The sequence below is a fragment of the Chryseobacterium sp. FR048 genome, from assembly GCF_056844665.1.
Map to the genome: position 1 here is coordinate 116,588 of NZ_JBXDSE010000004.1, position 17,637 is coordinate 134,224.

At 34.9% G+C, this 17,637-nt stretch carries 16 protein-coding genes; 15 read left to right on the forward strand and 1 reads right to left on the reverse strand.

Annotated features, from left to right (window positions below):
- Window positions 1–7: 7 nt before the first annotated feature.
- Together AC106K_RS13025 and AC106K_RS13030 are read left to right on the forward strand one after the other, a co-directional pair.
- A complete protein-coding gene (locus AC106K_RS13025) occupies window positions 8–3,691 on the forward strand; it encodes a hypothetical protein (RefSeq protein WP_482445902.1) in 3,684 nt (1,227 codons plus the stop codon).
- A gap of 90 nt (window positions 3,692–3,781) precedes the next feature.
- Window positions 3,782–4,690, forward strand: a complete 909-nt coding sequence (locus tag AC106K_RS13030; protein ID WP_482445904.1) for a hypothetical protein — start codon at window positions 3,782–3,784, stop codon at window positions 4,688–4,690.
- 79 nt (window positions 4,691–4,769) lie between these two features.
- Here the strand turns inward: AC106K_RS13030 and AC106K_RS13035 are convergent, their stop codons facing one another.
- Entirely contained in the window at window positions 4,770–5,435 is a 666-nt protein-coding gene (locus AC106K_RS13035) for a S24 family peptidase (protein ID WP_482445906.1), read from the reverse strand.
- A 924-nt stretch (window positions 5,436–6,359) separates the two neighbouring features.
- Here AC106K_RS13035 and AC106K_RS13040 point away from each other — a divergent pair.
- From AC106K_RS13040 to AC106K_RS13100, 13 genes are all read left to right on the forward strand, one after another.
- Window positions 6,360–6,518: a hypothetical protein gene (locus tag AC106K_RS13040; RefSeq protein WP_156172785.1), complete on the forward strand. Its 159-nt coding sequence runs from the start codon at window positions 6,360–6,362 to the stop codon at window positions 6,516–6,518.
- Between the two features lie 370 nt (window positions 6,519–6,888).
- Entirely contained in the window at window positions 6,889–7,047 is a 159-nt protein-coding gene (locus AC106K_RS13045; RefSeq protein WP_156172784.1) for a hypothetical protein, read from the forward strand.
- Window positions 7,048–7,114: 67 nt separating this feature from the next.
- Window positions 7,115–7,483, forward strand: a complete 369-nt coding sequence (locus AC106K_RS13050) for a hypothetical protein (RefSeq protein ID WP_156172783.1) — start codon at window positions 7,115–7,117, stop codon at window positions 7,481–7,483.
- A 484-nt stretch (window positions 7,484–7,967) separates the two neighbouring features.
- Window positions 7,968–8,435, forward strand: a complete 468-nt coding sequence (locus AC106K_RS13055) for a hypothetical protein (RefSeq protein WP_482445909.1) — start codon at window positions 7,968–7,970, stop codon at window positions 8,433–8,435.
- Window positions 8,425–8,991, forward strand: coding sequence for an alpha-ketoglutarate-dependent dioxygenase AlkB (locus AC106K_RS13060; protein WP_482445911.1), 567 nt, complete (start codon window positions 8,425–8,427; stop codon window positions 8,989–8,991). The genes AC106K_RS13055 and AC106K_RS13060 overlap by 11 nt, the downstream gene beginning before the upstream one ends.
- Window positions 8,992–9,133: 142 nt before the next feature.
- Entirely contained in the window at window positions 9,134–10,183 is a 1,050-nt protein-coding gene (locus AC106K_RS13065; protein WP_482445913.1) for a leucine-rich repeat domain-containing protein, read from the forward strand.
- 95 nt (window positions 10,184–10,278) lie between these two features.
- Window positions 10,279–11,337 (forward strand): leucine-rich repeat domain-containing protein, encoded by a 1,059-nt coding sequence (locus AC106K_RS13070; protein ID WP_482445915.1) that lies wholly within the window; start codon window positions 10,279–10,281, stop codon window positions 11,335–11,337.
- A gap of 123 nt (window positions 11,338–11,460) precedes the next feature.
- Complete coding sequence (locus tag AC106K_RS13075; protein WP_482445917.1) at window positions 11,461–11,658, forward strand: hypothetical protein; 198 nt, start codon at window positions 11,461–11,463, stop codon at window positions 11,656–11,658.
- A gap of 170 nt (window positions 11,659–11,828) precedes the next feature.
- Window positions 11,829–12,239, forward strand: a complete 411-nt coding sequence (locus AC106K_RS13080; protein ID WP_482445919.1) for a 5-fold beta-flower protein — start codon at window positions 11,829–11,831, stop codon at window positions 12,237–12,239.
- A 347-nt stretch (window positions 12,240–12,586) separates the two neighbouring features.
- Complete coding sequence (locus AC106K_RS13085; protein ID WP_482445921.1) at window positions 12,587–13,453, forward strand: hypothetical protein; 867 nt, start codon at window positions 12,587–12,589, stop codon at window positions 13,451–13,453.
- 142 nt (window positions 13,454–13,595) lie between these two features.
- Entirely contained in the window at window positions 13,596–14,456 is an 861-nt protein-coding gene (locus AC106K_RS13090; protein WP_482445923.1) for a hypothetical protein, read from the forward strand.
- Window positions 14,457–14,623: 167 nt separating this feature from the next.
- The gene (locus AC106K_RS13095) at window positions 14,624–15,487 is read left to right on the forward strand and encodes a hypothetical protein (RefSeq protein WP_482445925.1); all 864 of its coding nucleotides are present in this window, start codon (window positions 14,624–14,626) and stop codon (window positions 15,485–15,487) included.
- Window positions 15,488–15,751: 264 nt separating this feature from the next.
- Window positions 15,752–17,605, forward strand: a complete 1,854-nt coding sequence (locus AC106K_RS13100) for a hypothetical protein (protein ID WP_482445927.1) — start codon at window positions 15,752–15,754, stop codon at window positions 17,603–17,605.
- Window positions 17,606–17,637 lie beyond the last annotated feature (32 nt).

Below are 17,637 nucleotides of genomic sequence, written 5' to 3' on the forward strand. Positions count from 1 at the left end.
AACAATAATGAATAATCAATTAAGTAGTATAGCAGTCCAATACCGCAAATTCAGTAAAGGACAATATATAGGACCTGATCAGTTCAATGAGTTTCTGGATTATTTTGAAGATCAGGACCGTTTATCCAGAATGCTGCTTCAGGGAGTAGGGATTGTATGCGGCTTCAAACCAACACTTATTTATAAAGACAGACTATTAAACAGTATACAGCTTTCTCAAGGAGTGGCAGTTACAACTGACGGAGATTTGCTAACCTTGAACAAGACCAAAAAGGTGAGCGAAGAGTTGTATATGAGCGACTTAAAGACTGTGGATGTAAAAAATAAAGAATTTACTCATTTTAAAACATATGATAACTTCAGAGTAAAATATCCGTCATTTTATGAAGGTACTGAGCAGATTGAGGTTTGGGAACTGGCAACAGCTGAAGAAGCAAAAACTGATTTTCAACCCATTACCAAACTTTCAGGTTTAGAAGACAAATACTTATTGCTGTATTTGGAGGATTATGAAAAAGAAATGAAGCCTTGTGTGGGTATTGATTGTGATAATCATGGAGTCCTGCAGGTCAGAAATCTTAAAGTATTAGTGACTACGGCAAAAGGAATCACTCATATTCTTGGAGATGATCGTCTTGTCATTGATCCTATAACTGGTACAAAGAAAAGAAGTAGAAAAGATCGTATTCAGCCTCATCCGCTGTTTATAGATGGCATATTGGGAACGGATGAGCCGCAACGGGTGATTATGAGCCGACTTATTGCAGCCAACGGAGTTGATACCCGTTTTTCCTCTTCTCATATAAAAAACATGTACATCGATGTTTTGGCGAAAAATAAATATGGCCAGGCTGTTTTTGAAAAAATCCAGGCAATTGCCGGAATATTAGGAGTTCCAACGGTTAATTATCAGCCGTTCAGAGAGTCACTGGCGAGGGTGATTAATCAGGAAATTGGGTATCAGTATGCTTATGATGTGGTTAAGGATTTGATGGATACCTACTCCGAAATTATAAAACTACTTCCTAAGGCATTTACGAAATGTCTTCCCGATTTCGCTTCTTTTCCGAAACATATTATGCTTGGGAAATTAATATCGGATACCCAACTGGATTCCTTCAGACATCAGTTTTATAATTCGCCGGTTTTGGATGATGACAAAGCAACCCAAAAAGTGAAATTCCTGATTAGTCGTTTCAACCATCAGGTGGGGTATTTTGATGCAGATCGTATTATGAACAATAGGGAGCGTGTGAAAATTATTCAGTCCCGAAAATTAAGCCCTCTCAGCAATAAAGCGATTCCTTTTTATTATAGCGTTACAGAAGGTTTTTTAAAAGTATGGAATTTTGAGAAAACGGGTAACAGGTCGCATCAGGATAATTTAGCTTATGATACGAATTGGCAATCATCAAATCCTGGTGCTCAGGATGATCCTTTAGTTTTTAATATAGACAGAAACTCGTTTTATAATATTGAAGGCCATCAGGGGATGGATTACCAAAAAGCTTTAGAACAGATAAAGCAAATCAGAGATAAACAACAGCTGGGATTTGATATTGTGGCGCTGTCCCTGGAAGAATTAGTCCATAATAAAGATTTTTCGAAAGCTTATTTCAATGAGTATGTAGAGCAAAATCCAGGAATGGAACATAGGCATGGAGTGGAAAAGGGAGGAACCTTTTTAATTGTTTATGATTCTATCAGAAATCCAAATGTGATCGCAGATTTTTCACTTCCATACATATGTTGTACTCCGAAATCTATAGTTAAATTGAGCTTGCCAAGTGCTGTTGTTTGTAATAAATCTGGCCGTATACCTTTTACGGTATTCCCTATGAATGGAGTGGTAGAAGCGAATGTGGATGCAAAATTTAATGGCGGAGTAGAAATAATCAATGGATTGTATTTCTTCAATCCAGAATTAGTAAGTCCTGAATTGTATGGGCAGGAAATTACCTTTACTGTCAATGGAAAAGCTACAGAGTGCAGTATTAAAGTGATTCCGCAACCGGATATAAAAATAACTGTTGGTCCTGTCTTTTATCCGGAGGGAGCTTCACCGGCAACTATAGTAAACTTTACAGTTTCCGGACAAAACTTCGCAGACTATACCTACAGCTGGGATTTCTGGGATAACGGAAGTTTCACTACATCGAAGCCTGATAAAGATGGAAATGTTAGTTATACATACTATAATCTAAGCCCAACAAAGATTCCGGCGATAAAAGTGAAGGTAAGTGGAAGCGGATGTACTCAGGACGTCATTATAAGAGATTGGTACAATGCTCCGGCTAAATTAACGCTACCAGTTGATATTATTTGTTCCGGAGACGATGCGATACGTTTTACTGAGGTAATTCCTGCCGGTGGCCCTATAGTAGCTTACGTAGGTGCTAATCCTATTGATAATCAGGATAAAGTTATAGGTTCCAACCTCAACGGGGATTTTTACTTCAATCCAGGTGCTGTAAATACTAATTTGTATGGCCAATACATTACATTTACTGTAAATGGTCAACCGACTAACTGTCGTATCAAGGTTGTTCCGCCACCAAAAGTTAGCAGGAATTATACTGTTGATTATGCAACCAACGGATCAACAGATGCAACAATAAACATTAATATTTCCGGAGACTACTCTGAACATTATTTTTATGAATGGGATTTCGATGGTAGCGGACAGTATTCTCAGCCGGAACTTCTTGTAAATGGTAAGATCAGTCACAATTACACCAATCTGAATCTAAACAATATCCCTGTGATAGGAGTGAAAGTGAGCGGTGGCGTATGTAAGCAAGAGATATTAATAAGAGATTGGTATGACGTTCCGGTTTCATTAAGTTTGCCAAGTAAGGTTATTTGCTCTAGAGCCGGTTCTATACCTTTTACTGTGTTCCCTTTAAGTGGAGAGGTAAAAGCTCAGGCTGATGCTGAAAAAAGTGTTTATCAATCCAACGGGGTTTATTACTTCAAGCCAACTGAAGTGAGTCCAACTTTGTATGGTCAAGACATTGCTTTTACTGTAGGCACTAAACCAACTAACTGCCGTATTAAGGTTGTTCCACCACCTACAGTCAGTACCAGTTATACTGTTGATTATCCAGGTAATGGTTCAACAGATACAATCATAACCATTGACGTTTCGGGACCATACTTTAACGAATATACTTACGGTTGGGATTTCCTGGGTACTGGACAATATACTGTAAAGCCTCTTGAAAATGGTAAGATCATTCACAGATATACTAATCTGGATCCAAAGAAGATTCCGTTGATAGGAATAGAAGTGAAGGTTGAAGGATGTACTCAAAAGATACCGATAAGTGAGTGGTACAGACCTACGTATGTTGTGATAGATAAGATTAGCTTCCCTTCTACGGGTAATTGTTGTAATACTGTTTTACGCACTTTATCAGCCGATGCAGGCAGGAATCAGGACTTTACTTTATCCAAAGGTGATTTGCCTACTAGACAATTGGGAATAAAAGGCTGGGGTAGTGGAGCCAATAATCTACTGTATTTCTGGAGTAAGTTATTCGGTCCGGATGTAATACTTGAGAATGTTAACGGACCTACTCTGAACATCAAAGATATAAGTCATGGAAAATATATATTCCAGCTTTTAGTCAAGGATGCTGAAAGTGATGCATTTGCAATCGCCAGAGTAGATATAAATGTGGCTCCATAACATATATATAAAGGGGTGTTTTTTATCTTTATAATAATTACAACATCCCTTTATTACTAGAAAAAAATAATAACAATAAAACATACTATAATGGAGAAATGTAATGTTTCATTTAAAATAGAATACCAATCTTCCGAGACTATAACAAATGCTTTTGTGAAATACAAAAATCCACCAGGATCCACAAATGAAGAGAAGGAAGATATAAAGAATGCTTTACTTCAGAATCCTAATTCAATAAAACTGTCTAAGATTCAGGATGTAGGTGATTACGATTTGGAGGTAGGATTAGAGATAAATGGTGTTGTCGATACAAAAAAAGCTACTTTGATAGTGGGTTCTTGTAGCTATTGTGAAACTCCGAAGGTGCATAAAGTAGAAGTATTGGATAATGGTCAGATCGTAATGAACTACGAGGTTTTTAATACCGGCAATCTTGTAGCAATGGAATATCAGATTGCAAAAGATTCTGCGTTTAAAAATGAAGATATTATTTATTCAAAGGTGGGTTTTAGTGATATATACTATACCCAATTTGAAAATATCGACATGAGAAATGGAAATATTCCAGACAAAACTACTTTATACATAAGAATAAGAAAATATTGTTCACCAGATGGAATTTCAGGCTGGTCAGGTTTTGTTCCATTTGACTCTGGAATATGGGGAGTAGAGGCATATTGCCTGCCTCCCGACTATGAGCGGAATATAAACTCTCTTTGTCATGGAATTTCCCCTGCCGGGCTGTTGAAAGTGGTTGTCAAGCCCACTCCTCCAGATGTGAATAGCATGATTTATCTGACTAATGGTAAGCCTGCAATACCTGACAATATAAGAGAATTTGAGCAAAATGCTCCCGAAGAATTGAAAAAAGGTGGAATCAGATGGATTACATTTCTAAGGTCCAATTCGGAGTTTAGTCCAAGTTTAATTTATCGGGTAGAACCAAGTACAGCTGAAATAGGGGAGATTGAACGGGAGAAGTGTTATGAATATTAGAATATCTCACACTCTGATTATTTGAAAATGCCCCAATAAAATCCTCAAGAAATTGAGGATTTTATTCACTCAGGCAGTTTTATCTTCTGTTGTTTTTACGTCTTGTACTGATGATATTGAAAAGTTTCGCAACATCCTTCAGGTGGATTTCGAAATCTTCATAATATTCATTCAGAGAATGAAGGGTGATAATCCCTTTCTCCACATCGTGGTTGATGATTCGTTTTACGAGAATTCCTTTCTCTTTGTGAACGATGACAAAATCCCACTTGTCATAGTGCAGCTTACTCATCCAGTAATCCTGTCTGATGTTTCTGCATAAGATAATGTCACCTTCCAGATAGCTTTCGTAGGATCCGTTATCCATGCTGTCTCCTTTCACTTCAAAACACATGTATTCACCACGGTGTTCTACATCGTCGGTAAAAGGAATGGTAGGTAAACTTTCGATGTATTCTTCATCTGCAAACCTACTCAGGTAGCCGGCTTGTGCATACTGGTTGGCCAGCGGAACGTTCATAATCTTTAAATCTGAAAAAACAACGGGAGACGCACTGTCATCATTGAGCTTCTTTTGTTGCTCCAGTAGGAGATTGGTTACAAAATAAGCAGTGGTTTCCGGTATTTTTCGTTCGCCTTTTTCCCAATATTGTACGGCACGGGTGCCTACTCCTATAGATTTTGCTATATCAGCCTGCTTCATGTTTAGTTTCTTCCTGATTTCTTTGAATTCTAAATAGTTCATTTTGATATGTTTATAGTTATTTTTAAAAAAAATGAATAAAAATGTTCGTTTTTTGTTTTGAAAAACGAACAATGTTCGTATATTTGTTTCGTTGTTAAAACGGAACAGTACAAAGGTACAAAATTATATTTACAATTTAACATTTTTTTAATATTTTAAAATATTGTGTTTGTTGTGTAATTAGTTGTTATTAAAAAAGTTAAATGCTTGTTTTGTGCCTGGTATACGTAAAAGTTAGATTTTATTCATTGGATTTTATCCAGTGGTAATTGAAACCTTAGAAATCTTTTATAATCTGTTAAAGTGTAAAAAGTGCGCTTTTTTGAATCTTTATTTTTGATTTTTGTGCGTATTTCAACCGTTTTATTGATGATAAAAATGCGTTATTTTTGATTGATTTAAAAATGAAGCAGCCATTTAGCTCTTTGTTTTCCTGAAAAAACACCAAAAAGTAGATTAACACTCCTGTCTGCATATAAAATATCGATTAATTATAGTTACGATAAGATTGCTAATCCTTCCTAAGGGCAAATAAAATTTGTGAAATAGTCTCAATGGTTCTTGAAGCATCATTGAAAACCACAGCAGATTGCTTTGTCCTTTTACAAATAGATATGAAAAGTAATGTGCTCACCGTTTAATGACTTATAAAACATCGATTCTTTATAAGCATGAGCAGAGCCCTTTACAATAAGTAAAACTTAGAGAAAGAAGCCGGACGCCATTCCATTGAAAAATGCCTGGTAGCGGTTTCTTAAAAAACCTAACCTAAATAAATGACTCAGACATCCGCTTAAAGGCTTAAATAAAGCCTTTAGAGACCCTCTATGGCCTCACTTAAACAATGACCGGTCTAAGAAATAGGAGAAAACAGTCTGATTCAAAAAAAACTAAACCTTAATAAAAACTTTTAACCATAGAATAATGAAACGTAGTAAAGAATTAGTAGAGAAAAGAAAAGACTTTGTAATCGATTATGTAAGACGTAATCAGGATAAGCAGATGAAAGTCATTGTAACGGAACTAACGGAAATGTTGTTTCTGTCTGAAAGAACGATCTATAACATTCTTCTTTCGGCCTAATATTCAGATAAAGTTCAGCCTTTCAGTGTAAAACAAGAGCATACTGAACTTTATGAAGACAGCCTTTTAGAGTTGACATTCATGAATTAGATCTTGGAATTATTTATTCTAAAAAGATAGAAAAAGATTCATAGTTATTATACTACCCAGCAACCCGTCATCAGCCAGATGAATCAGAAGGGTTGACCTTAGCTCTTTCTCAATTTACATTTATCAGGTAAAAATTTCGGTAAAAACTGTTTTTGCTTTTTAGTTCTGTTGTTTTCAATGAAACATGAACTTAAAAAGTACTTGCCTGACCCTGAATGATTAGAATAACCAATTTCAAAAAAAATTAAAAACAATTGACCATTTAAAAAACTTTAGAACCATGAAAAAGAAAAAAAAGAAAAAAAATAAGGAGAAGGACCAGAAGCCCCGCAGAGACATCAGTGATCTTATTGATGAAATGGCCTATGGAGATGAAAATGAAAACATGCGTAAAAGCAAAAAGTTTTTAGAAGATATGTATATCCTGATCCAGGAATAATATGACCTCTGAAAAGAGCAGAAAATCAGAATTTTTAATAAATAATATAGTATAGAACAGAATGAATTTGGATAGTATAAAAGCCCTTTTAATCGGAACTGCAATTGCATTTTCAGGAGGATTATTAAGGGTATTGGTCTCCATACAAAATAAAGAAAAAAAACAGCCATGGGAACATTTTATCACATTGGTAATTGTCGTCATCGTAGGTTTTACAATGAGTTATCTGATGAACAGAGCAGAGCTGCATGACAAATGGTACTCAACCGGAGTATTGTTTGTGCTAGGCTACGGCTATGATAAATTCCTGAAAATGATCACAAACAATCTGCCTAACTGGATTGATAAAGTTGTGAATCTTCTTATTGACAGCCGATATGGGGGCAAAACAGACAGACAGCCTGACGAGGAAGAAAAAAAGGAGGGTATGAACTAATAAAACGCATGAAAACAACAAGTGACAGTTCTTTGAAAACCTGTGAAAGATGCAGGTGAGGAGAATCCCAACTTGAAAACCAGAAAACTTCAAAAACAAGAGAACAAAACCGGAAATGGTTCAGTATTGCCTGTTTCTCAAAGTCAAACACCATTTCTATTTACTTCAATTCTTAAAGAATCTACCTTAATGGGGAAGATTTTTCAAACCCGGCAGGCAAGCTGTAAGGCACAACTAAAAAGTTGTGCCTTACCTGTTTTTGGGAAACAATATGGAGAAACGAAGCTTTTTATTTTGTCATACGATTATATAATGTGTTTTCTATATTTTTGAGTTTTTTTAGATTTATAATGTTTGGTATTAAACCTCACGGAAGAATGCAATAACGGAAAGTTTAAAATGACACAAAAAATAGATCTGTGGATTCAATGGAAGATGGAAAAAATATAACTTTAGTTCTTTTAGAAATAAAATGAAATATTTTATGATTAGTAAATTTATTGAGGTGGATAACCTTATGCAAAATATAATTGCAAAGTATAGAGTTGAAACTGGAAATGATGAAAAAATAAAACATCTTTGGAAACAAGAAGCGTTAGGTATAATGAAAGATGCTGCATTTATAAAAGATGCTGCCTATTTTTATTTCTTAAGCGAATATGGAGGATGCAATATTTTTTGTAATGCTTTTGATATAAGTATTTTTGGTTTTGATGATTGGCTGAATCCAAGTCTTCTCACAACTCCACTGCTTAATGATGCAAATATCTATTTATTGGCAGATCTTAGATATGATGATAACAATGACGCTTTTTTTTATGGTTACCACGCTAAGCATGAAGAGGAAAATTCTATATGGTTTTCTAATGAGTTGGAATCAGGATATAAACCTGTTTATAAAGATTTTATAGACTTTTTAAAATATATTTTAACTATTGACAATGAAGCATAATATGGTAAAAGGTCTTGTTTATCAGGATGATTTTTTAAGTATTGAAGACGAAAAATTGATTTTGTCAGAAATAGATAATGCAGTTTGGGATACCAACTTGAAGCGGAGAGTTCAGCATTACGGCTATATTTATGATTATAAGAAAAAAAATATTGATCAAGATTTTAAAATAGTCAAATTGCCTGATTGGCTTATTTCATTGGAGGAAAAAATTAGGAAGAATTTTAATCTTGAAAATTCTTTTGACCAGGTTATTATCAACGAATATGAACCAGGGCAGGGAATATCAAATCATATAGATTGTATACCGTGTTTTGAAGATATAATAATCTCTGTAAGCCTGTTATCTTCTTGTGTCATGCAATTTTCAAAAGATGCGGAAAAGCATGAATTACTTTTAAATCCGCGAAGCATTCTGTTATTAAACGGAGAAGCAAGATATAATTGGAAACATGGGATAAAAGCAGTGGAAAATGATAAGTGGTTGAATACTACCATTCCTCGGGGAAGACGAATATCTATAACTTTTAGAAAAATAAAAGATATAAATATTTAAAAAATCTTTAAAACTGAGAAATTTCAAAACAAACACCGGAGAATTTTTACCCGAATATTTAAAAACAATAAATTAGCCGGAGATTTAAAACCAAACCCTGAAGCCAGGAATAAAGATTTTAAGTAAGTCAAAAACTAAAACCATGAACGATTTTATAAAAAAACTAGAAAAAGATTTTGATACTCAAATTATACATTCCAACGAACATATCTGGGAAAATTATTATGAGATGGATAAAGATGGGAATGTTAAAACATTATATTTAAATGAGGTTGATTTAAAGGATTTAGATGTATTATTACCAATAGCAAACAGTCTTGTCAAATTAGCTCTTCCATACTGCAATGTGGAAATGTTGCGTCCATTAAATGCTTTTTCACGGTTAGAAACATTAGATTTAAACGGTAATAAATTACCGGAAAAATCATTTAGATATTTAGGAGATTTAAAAAGTCTGAAAAATCTGGATTTGACAGCAACTGAACTTAAAGATACTTCTTTGTTGGGCGATTTAATGAATTTGGAAATATTATATATTGGTTGCAATCCGTATCTCGAAGTAAATGGTTTGGAACATTTAAAGTTTTTACAGCAATTAGATGTCAGCCTGACTAGAATTGATCATATAAAAAAAATAAATGTTAATGAAAATATACGCTCTTTAAATATTGGAGAAACTAAAATTGAAAAAATAACCGATCTGGAGCGTTTTCCCTATTTGGAAGAATTGAGAGTAAATGGAACCCGGGTAGGCAAAATTGAGGGTTTGGATACTTTATACAATCTCAAACAACTTTTTATTTCGGCTACTCATGTAGAAGAAATTGAAGGATTAGATAGCTTGACAAATTTAGAAGTATTAGACTTAAGTTATAATGAAATTTCAAAAATCAAAGGATTGGATAATCTGAAAAACTTAAGAGAACTAAATTTAAATGAAAATAAGATAACCAAAGTTGAGAATTTAGATCATCTCATAAATCTTGAGTATTTAATTTTTGAGGCGAATAAAATTAAAGAGTTTGATACCTCTTTTTTATCTAATTTAGTTTCAGAATGTTTTATTTCTCTATGTTTTACAGGAGATTATATTAAAGAGATTAAAGATGTTCCAAAGAATGTAACAATTAAGTTTGAAGATGATCATTTTGTACCGAGAACATTATATACGTCAAAAAAATTGTTTCGATAATAAGAGTCCTGTTTTTTACAGGGCTCTTAAGTTAATGGGAAATCTAATAAAATATCAACAATGAAGAAATTTGGGCAGAAAAAGAAGATAAAACCATGACCGATTTTATAAAAAAACTAGAAAAAGAGTTTAATACTCAAATTATCTATTCCAAAGAACATATCCGGAGAAATTATTATGATGTGGATGAAGATGGGAATATTAAAACATTATATTTAGACGAGATTGATTTAAAAGATCTTGGGGTATTACTACCCATAGCAGATAGTTTGGTGAAATTGGCAGTTGTAGATTGTAATATAGAAAGTGTACGTCCCTTAAAATCGTTTTCTAAATTAGAGACGTTAGATTTAGGCGGTAACCCTTTACATGAATCAACCCTACAATATTTAAGCGATGTAAAAAATCTCAAAAACCTGGACTTAAGTGGAACAGATCTTAAAGATACTTCATCTCTTGGTAGTCTTACTAATTTAGAGATGCTGTTTATTGGGGGAAGTGATCGCCTTTATGAGGTAAAAGGTTTGGAAGATTTAAAGTCATTATACCATTTAGATGCTTCTTTCAGCTGTATAAAGAGTATTGAGAATATCTGTGCAAATGAAAATATTCGCGTATTAAATTTGGGAAACGTTGATATAGAAAAAGTAACTCATCTGGAGCGGTTTCCTGGTTTGGAAAATCTTAATCTGAATAGTACTTTCGTGGAAAGAATGGAGGGGTTTGATGCTTCAAAAAATTTAAAAAAACTTTTTATTTCTACATGGCGTATAAAACGTATTGAAGGATTGGAAAATTTATCCAAATTGGAGGTTTTAGATTTGAATTTGAACGAAATTTCCAAAATAGAAGGATTAGATCATTTAACGAATTTAAAATGGCTGAGCCTTAATGAAAACCAAATAAGTAAAGTCGAGAATTTGGATAATCTGATTAACCTTGAACTTTTACTATTGGAAGCCAATAAACCAATTACTTATTTTGATACAATGTTTTTCAATAATTTAGTTTCGGACTGTTATATATACATGCGCGGCGAAAAGGATATTCAAAGAATTCAAGCTGTTGCACCCGAAAATGTTAAGATTAATTATGACGATGATTATCGTTGGCCTACATCATTGTATCGAGGTCCTAGAGGTATTTTTGAATAATTTCTGTTTAATAATCTTCTAAAAATAAATAACTAATGAGCTTTAAAGCGAAACTTCAATTAGAAGTTTGCTTTTTTAAAGGATTATCTTTAAGCTCTCAAACTGAGAAATTTCAAAATAACCATGAAGGATTTTATAAGAAAGCTAGAAAAAGAATTTGATACTCAAATTATCTATTCCAAAGAACATATCTTGGAGAATTATTATGATATGGATAATGCTGGAAATATTACAACATTCTATTTAGATGTGATTGATTTAAAAGATCCAGATGCTTTATTGCCTGTTGCCCTTCGCTGTCGCACGAATCCTTTCGTGTGACCTGTATTTTGAGCTTTTATTGTTTTAAAAATATTATTGTCGAGTAAAATGAACGGATTTTTGAACAATATAGGTTCGGATTTAGTCTGATAAGAGATAGAATAAGAAAATAATCAATACTTTTGAATATATTAAACTAAAAATCAATAGCCTAATTAAAATTTTAAACCATGAAAAAAACATTATTCATTTGTTCCCTGCTGTTCGGTCTTTCCATTGCCAGTGCCCAAACCATAGAATCCGGAAGCCACAGCACCACAGGGTATATCAAAAGTGATGGTACCATAGAAAGCAGCAGCCATTCAACAGTCGGTTACATTAAAAGCGATGGTACAATTGAAAATAAAAGCCACAGCACCATTGGCTATATCAAAAGTGACGGTACTATAGAAAACAGCAGCCATTCTACCGTGGGTTACGTAAAAAGCAACGGAACAGTAGAAAACAGCAGCCACTCAACCATTGGCTACATCAAAGATGACGGCACTGTAGAAAGCAGCAGCCATAGTACAATCGGCTATGCAAAAGGCATCAAAAAAGAATGGGCGGCAGTAGTCTATTTCTTCTTTAAATTGAATTGATCGCAGACAGCGGCTCAACATATACATTCAAGACCCGGATTTTTATAATCCGGGTCTTTTTTATAATGATTCCGGAAAATGAGAATTACTGCAACTACAGGATAGAGAGGCCGGAAAACTTTCTCAGGAATAAAAAAAAGGAGAACTTTGGATCCTGAAACTTAAGCAACCCCATCATCCGATTCTAAAAAAATAAAGGGTACTGCAACTACAGAATAGAGAGGTCAAAAAACTTCCTCGTGAGCAAAAAAAGGATGAATTTCGTGCTTTAAAACATAACAATTATCATTGAAACTAAGGCGCAATGATGTCTGAGAGGCATCAACGGCAAAGAATAATAACGTATTATGGAAGAAAATAAACTAATTACCAGAGACCAATTAAAAACCTATTTTGAAACCGGAAAATATCCAACGCAAAACCAATTCTCGGATCTGATCGATTCTTTAAGACATAAGCAGGACGGGCTGACCAACAAGGAAACGGTAGCCCTTGCCAATACTTTGAATGCGATACAGAACGGGTTTGTTGCGTATGTAAACTATATTCCTGATGAAGAACATTTTCCAATCGTTGTAAGATCGCAGGATGAAGAAGAACAGATGATTGATGTGGGAATAAATAATAGTGGAAATATAGTAAAACAATATTTTTTTGGGCAGCCTCCTTATACGATTTCAACAAAAGAGTTTTCAGCAAATAAATTAGGAGAAAATGAATACTATTGTTTGCGTTATCAGCCGGATGAAGATTATGTCTATATGCTGTCGAGACTTTTTGGAAATAATCTGCCTACCATTCCTGAGGGTTTGGATATGGGAACACTCAATAGAAAATGGCTTACCATAGAGCTGCAAAAAGTTAATTTTAGAGACAAAGTGAACATTATTAGCACGAATATCAGGTTTATTAATAAAACAGAAATCCCTGTTCAGTATATGATATATGCAGGATTGTGGTCTCATGAATATACAGATAAAAGCATTGTTACCAGTCATTATAATTTGAGTGATTATCTGACCTTTAATTATAAGGCAGACCTTAGGGGGTATGATCAGCGTATAGAATGCAGGCTCTACAATGATGATACGAATGAACTTTTAATGACCAACTGGCTGAATGCAGGGGTAAAAAATGTGAATATTCCCGGAGGTGGTGCAGACAGATGCCGAAACATTAGAATAGAATGTGATCACCACGTTGCCGAATCATAAAAATCCGAATTTTTCTAAAAACAGTAAAGAGAAAGCAGAACCGCTTTCCGGAAATAAAAAAGAATGTCAATCCTCAATAATTATTGAACTCCAGAAGGTAATGATGCGAATTGACATCAATCCTAAAGAATAGCAAAGCAATATGGAAACAAATAAACTAAGTACCAGAGACCAATTAAAAACCTATTTTGAAACCGGTAAATATCCTACCCAAAACCAATTCTCAGATCTGATTGATTCTTTAAGACTCAAAGAAGATGCCCTTACTGATAAAGACGTTGTCATCCTTGCGAATAGGTTGGCAGTGATCAATAAAGGGTCTGTACAATATACTATAAATGATGATATAGATTTAAAAGTATCATTACTTGTCAATCAACAGGAGGGAGAAGATCAGGTAATCAAAATGGATTATACCTATGGAAATGAAAAAGTGCAATATTTTTGGGGCGATGCGCCTTATACTCTTACAATAAAAGAATTATCAGAGGGGAAATTAGAAGAAACAGAATACTATAATTTACGCTATTCTTTAGGACAGAATTTTGAGTCTAGCAGATTGTTTGGAAATAATCTTCCTGAGGTTCCAGAAGGGTTTGAGTTTGGAAAAATGGAGGGCAAAAGGTGCAGTATCCGGATAAACAAGCAGCGTTTTTGGAAAAAAATAGATATTATAAACACCCATATTGAGTTTGTCAATAAAACAGAAGTGCCCATTGAATACAGACCTGAAGCAAGCTACTGGAACCATCAATACACAGCGAAAGACCTTGATACTCATCACTATGATGTAGATGATTCTTTCTACTTTTACTATAAAGCAGATCTTCGGGCCATCGAGCAGTCTATACAATGCAGGCTCTATGATGCAGATAATGGTAACCTTCTGATGACAGGCTATCTGAATGCCGGACAAAACAATCCGGGTGCCTGGGGCGGAGGTCAGACACACGGAGTAAGAAACATCAGAATCGAGTGTGATTACTATGTCGCTGAATCGTAAAAAGCAAAATCTTTTAATGTCTTAAGCACAGCATTTGGTGAAAGCCAAAAAAAAAATTCCGGGAAGAAAAAAATGAGTTTCAAACTTTAAAAATAGAACATCAATAATCATAAGAAACCAAAAGATGATGATACAATAAGCATCAATGTAAAGAAGACTAAAATACCATGGAAGATAATAAATTAGCCCCAAGAGACCAATTAAAAACCTATTTCGAAACCGGTAAATATCCTACCCAAAACCAATTTTCAGATCTGATCGATTCTTTGAGACATAAAGGAGACATTCCAACCAATAAAGATGCGGTGATCATGGCCAATAGTTTGAGTTGGGTGTTTATGAATAATGCATGTATAACTTATTATGCATACAATCTTCAAGGTAAAAAATACCTGTTCACTGCAAGTTCAGAGGAGGAAGAAGATCAGGTAATCACAGTAGATGACGTTCCCTACAATGATAAAAAATCCTATTTATTTGGGACTGGGCCATATGTCATTAAAGCAAAAGATCTCCCGACAGAAGGATTAAAAGAGACAGAATATTATAGTGTAGCGTTTCAAATGGATGATGGCTCCACAGTAAATAGACTGTTTGGGAATACATTGCCTAAGATTCCTGAAGGGTTTGTGCTTGGAACACTGAAGGGGAAAAGGGGAAACTTATCTATAAATAAGATGGATTTAGGGCAAAAAGTTAATATTGTCAACACCCATATTAAGATTGTTAATAAAACTCAGGCACCCGTTCAATACATCCTGCAAGGAGGCTACTGGAGCAGTGAATATACTGATAAAGATATTATTACCGATCATTATGATGCCTGGGATTCTTTGTATCTATCTCTCAGAGCAGACCTTCAGGGAATCAATCGGTCCATAGAATGCAATGTCTATGATGAAGATCATAACAAGCTTTTAGCAACAACTTACCTCGAGGCGGGACAAAACAATCAAGGTATTGGTAGTGGCGAAATAAAGGAAACCAGAAATGTCAGAATCGAATGTACTTATGCTCCGGGTGGAAAATAATCAGTGTAAAGAGTATTGAATATCACTAGTTTGCACCCTTTTTCAATCATCATCATTCCAAATTTCTTCTTATCAAAAACCATAAAATGTCTGTATAAAGACAAAGCTGTTAAAAAAACAACAGTAACTCAAGGGCAGACCATACCATATCACTAAATGATTATAGAAAGATAAAATCTGGTCCAACCACTACAAAAAACTTTATAGAGGTTACAGCTCTATAATTCTAAAAAACAAAAATCACAAATCAATAAAATAAATTATATGTCAATACCATTAGAAACCATTTACAGCTACTTCGAAAGTGGTGATTTGCCAACCCAGGAACAGTTTAGAGATTCATGGTCCTCGTTCTGGCACAAAGATGAGTCTATTCTTCCCTCCAACGTTGCTACGGTGGATAAGGGAGGAAGCAATCCTCAATCAGGAAATGTGTATACCAAAACTCAGGCGGATGATCTGTTTATGTCTCACAGAGATTATACCGATAGCAGCGGAAAGATCCTGGCCGAGAAAATAGAAGCACTGGGGCTTACTACGATTATTGAAGCTGTTGAAACTACAATTTCGGACTTTGCAGCCAATTCAAATGCATATCAGTTTGAAAATAACGATTTTATTGCAATTCCTGTAAATAATGGAAACTACACGCTTTATATATTCAAAGGAGGTGAAAAAAGAGATAAGAAAAATTATCTGCCGACTGGGATGACCAATATCACAATGGGAATGGTGGAAGGACTGCAGACCGCTTTGAATGAGAAAATGAACAAACCTGCCATTAATGGTAATTTCTTTGTTCGAAACCTTGGCCCCGGACCTATTTACGCTACAATATCTCCTGCTACAAATTATTTACTTCAATGGGACGGCAATAATTTCAAGGAGTCTAATGTGTATAATAATGCAGGAAAACTTGGGATCGATACGACTTCACCTACAGAAGCACTTCATTTAAACAACGGAAGAGTAAGAAGTAAAGCTTACGTTTTGGACGAAAATAATGAAACTTTGGTGAATCAGATTACTTCTGCCAACAAAAAATTATTATTTACAGATAGCGGAGGAACCAAAAAAACAGTTTTAATGACGGAAGATTTTCCTGCTGAATTTTTAAAGCTGCCGTCTTTGTTAACACCGGCGCAGAAAGAGAAATTCGGAACAGACTGGAATAACCAGTATTCAAACGGAAGCTTGAATGTATATGGTATTACTCCCACCGTGATCAAAAATGATCATATTGTCAACTATCTTGTGTTACAGGGGCTCAATTTAAATATAAATCCTGCCTCCACTTCTGTAAGGTTTATACCCGTTGCCAATGCGACCGGAGTAGGTGAGATAGATTGCTTAGGATTCCAGACTGTTGCCAACGGTCAGTCTATGATTGTATCCGTCTATGGAGATTCATTACAGGCCGGAACCCAGTACAATCTGATGATAAGAACATCTTCCCCAATGCCACAGGTTCACAGAACCACAAGCTCAATCAATATCGTCAACACCATTAACAGTATTGACGTCAGTAAGCTCAAATGGGAAACGAAAACCTATACAGGTGGACAGGAAGGAAGTGTGTTTACAACCAATGGCGGTATGTTCAACTACAATTCCAATGTCAATAATAAGGCATATGCCTATGAACCTAATGTAATTGTAGGAGCGGCGAAGAGTGAAGCTATTTTTGGAGTGAATTCGAATTTCTATCTGGAAATGAACCTGTCTCTTTCCATGACTGGAGTTGGGGTTACAGAAGTAAATGATTTCTATGGCTATCTGGGGCTGCTTCAAAATAATATGCCTTTGGCACTGGCGGATAATTCTTTTCTTAGAGTGATCAATGCGAGTTTTAGAAGTGGAGGGTATCAGTCTATGGCCGTTTGGAACAATACAATGTCCCTTCAGACAAAAATAGAACCTGGAGCCATAATGCTGAATGCCAATATCGTTGTGATGAGGCAGGGAAATGTATATACCCAATTTCTTACAGTAGGGAATACTACCAAAATTCAATCCATAACATCTACTACTGAGGCTATTTCTCTCTCGCTTGCCGTATCTAACGGATCAACACCAAAGTCTATTAACTGTTCCATCGTTCAGGCTTTCACATTTTAACAAAACGGATCAAGCGCAAAAGTTGGGAAATC

Excerpts from the sequence above, each read along its gene's own strand:
- AC106K_RS13075 (WP_482445917.1), top strand. The coding sequence starts at position 11,461 with ATGAAGGATTTTATAAGAAAGCTAGAAAAAGAATTTGATACTCAAATT.
- AC106K_RS13025 (WP_482445902.1), top strand. The coding sequence starts at position 8 with ATGAATAATCAATTAAGTAGTATAGCAGTCCAATACCGCAAATTCAGT.
- AC106K_RS13030 (WP_482445904.1), top strand. The coding sequence starts at position 3,782 with ATGGAGAAATGTAATGTTTCATTTAAAATAGAATACCAATCTTCCGAG.
- AC106K_RS13100 (WP_482445927.1), top strand. The coding sequence starts at position 15,752 with ATGTCAATACCATTAGAAACCATTTACAGCTACTTCGAAAGTGGTGAT.
- AC106K_RS13060 (WP_482445911.1), top strand. The coding sequence starts at position 8,425 with ATGAAGCATAATATGGTAAAAGGTCTTGTTTATCAGGATGATTTTTTA.
- AC106K_RS13080 (WP_482445919.1), top strand. The coding sequence starts at position 11,829 with ATGAAAAAAACATTATTCATTTGTTCCCTGCTGTTCGGTCTTTCCATT.
- AC106K_RS13085 (WP_482445921.1), top strand. The coding sequence starts at position 12,587 with ATGGAAGAAAATAAACTAATTACCAGAGACCAATTAAAAACCTATTTT.
- AC106K_RS13045 (WP_156172784.1), top strand. The coding sequence starts at position 6,889 with ATGAAAAAGAAAAAAAAGAAAAAAAATAAGGAGAAGGACCAGAAGCCC.
- AC106K_RS13090 (WP_482445923.1), top strand. The coding sequence starts at position 13,596 with ATGGAAACAAATAAACTAAGTACCAGAGACCAATTAAAAACCTATTTT.
- AC106K_RS13095 (WP_482445925.1), top strand. The coding sequence starts at position 14,624 with ATGGAAGATAATAAATTAGCCCCAAGAGACCAATTAAAAACCTATTTC.
- AC106K_RS13035 (WP_482445906.1), bottom strand. The coding sequence starts at position 5,435 with ATGAACTATTTAGAATTCAAAGAAATCAGGAAGAAACTAAACATGAAG.
- AC106K_RS13055 (WP_482445909.1), top strand. The coding sequence starts at position 7,968 with ATGATTAGTAAATTTATTGAGGTGGATAACCTTATGCAAAATATAATT.
- AC106K_RS13070 (WP_482445915.1), top strand. The coding sequence starts at position 10,279 with ATGACCGATTTTATAAAAAAACTAGAAAAAGAGTTTAATACTCAAATT.
- AC106K_RS13040 (WP_156172785.1), top strand. The coding sequence starts at position 6,360 with ATGAAACGTAGTAAAGAATTAGTAGAGAAAAGAAAAGACTTTGTAATC.
- AC106K_RS13065 (WP_482445913.1), top strand. The coding sequence starts at position 9,134 with ATGAACGATTTTATAAAAAAACTAGAAAAAGATTTTGATACTCAAATT.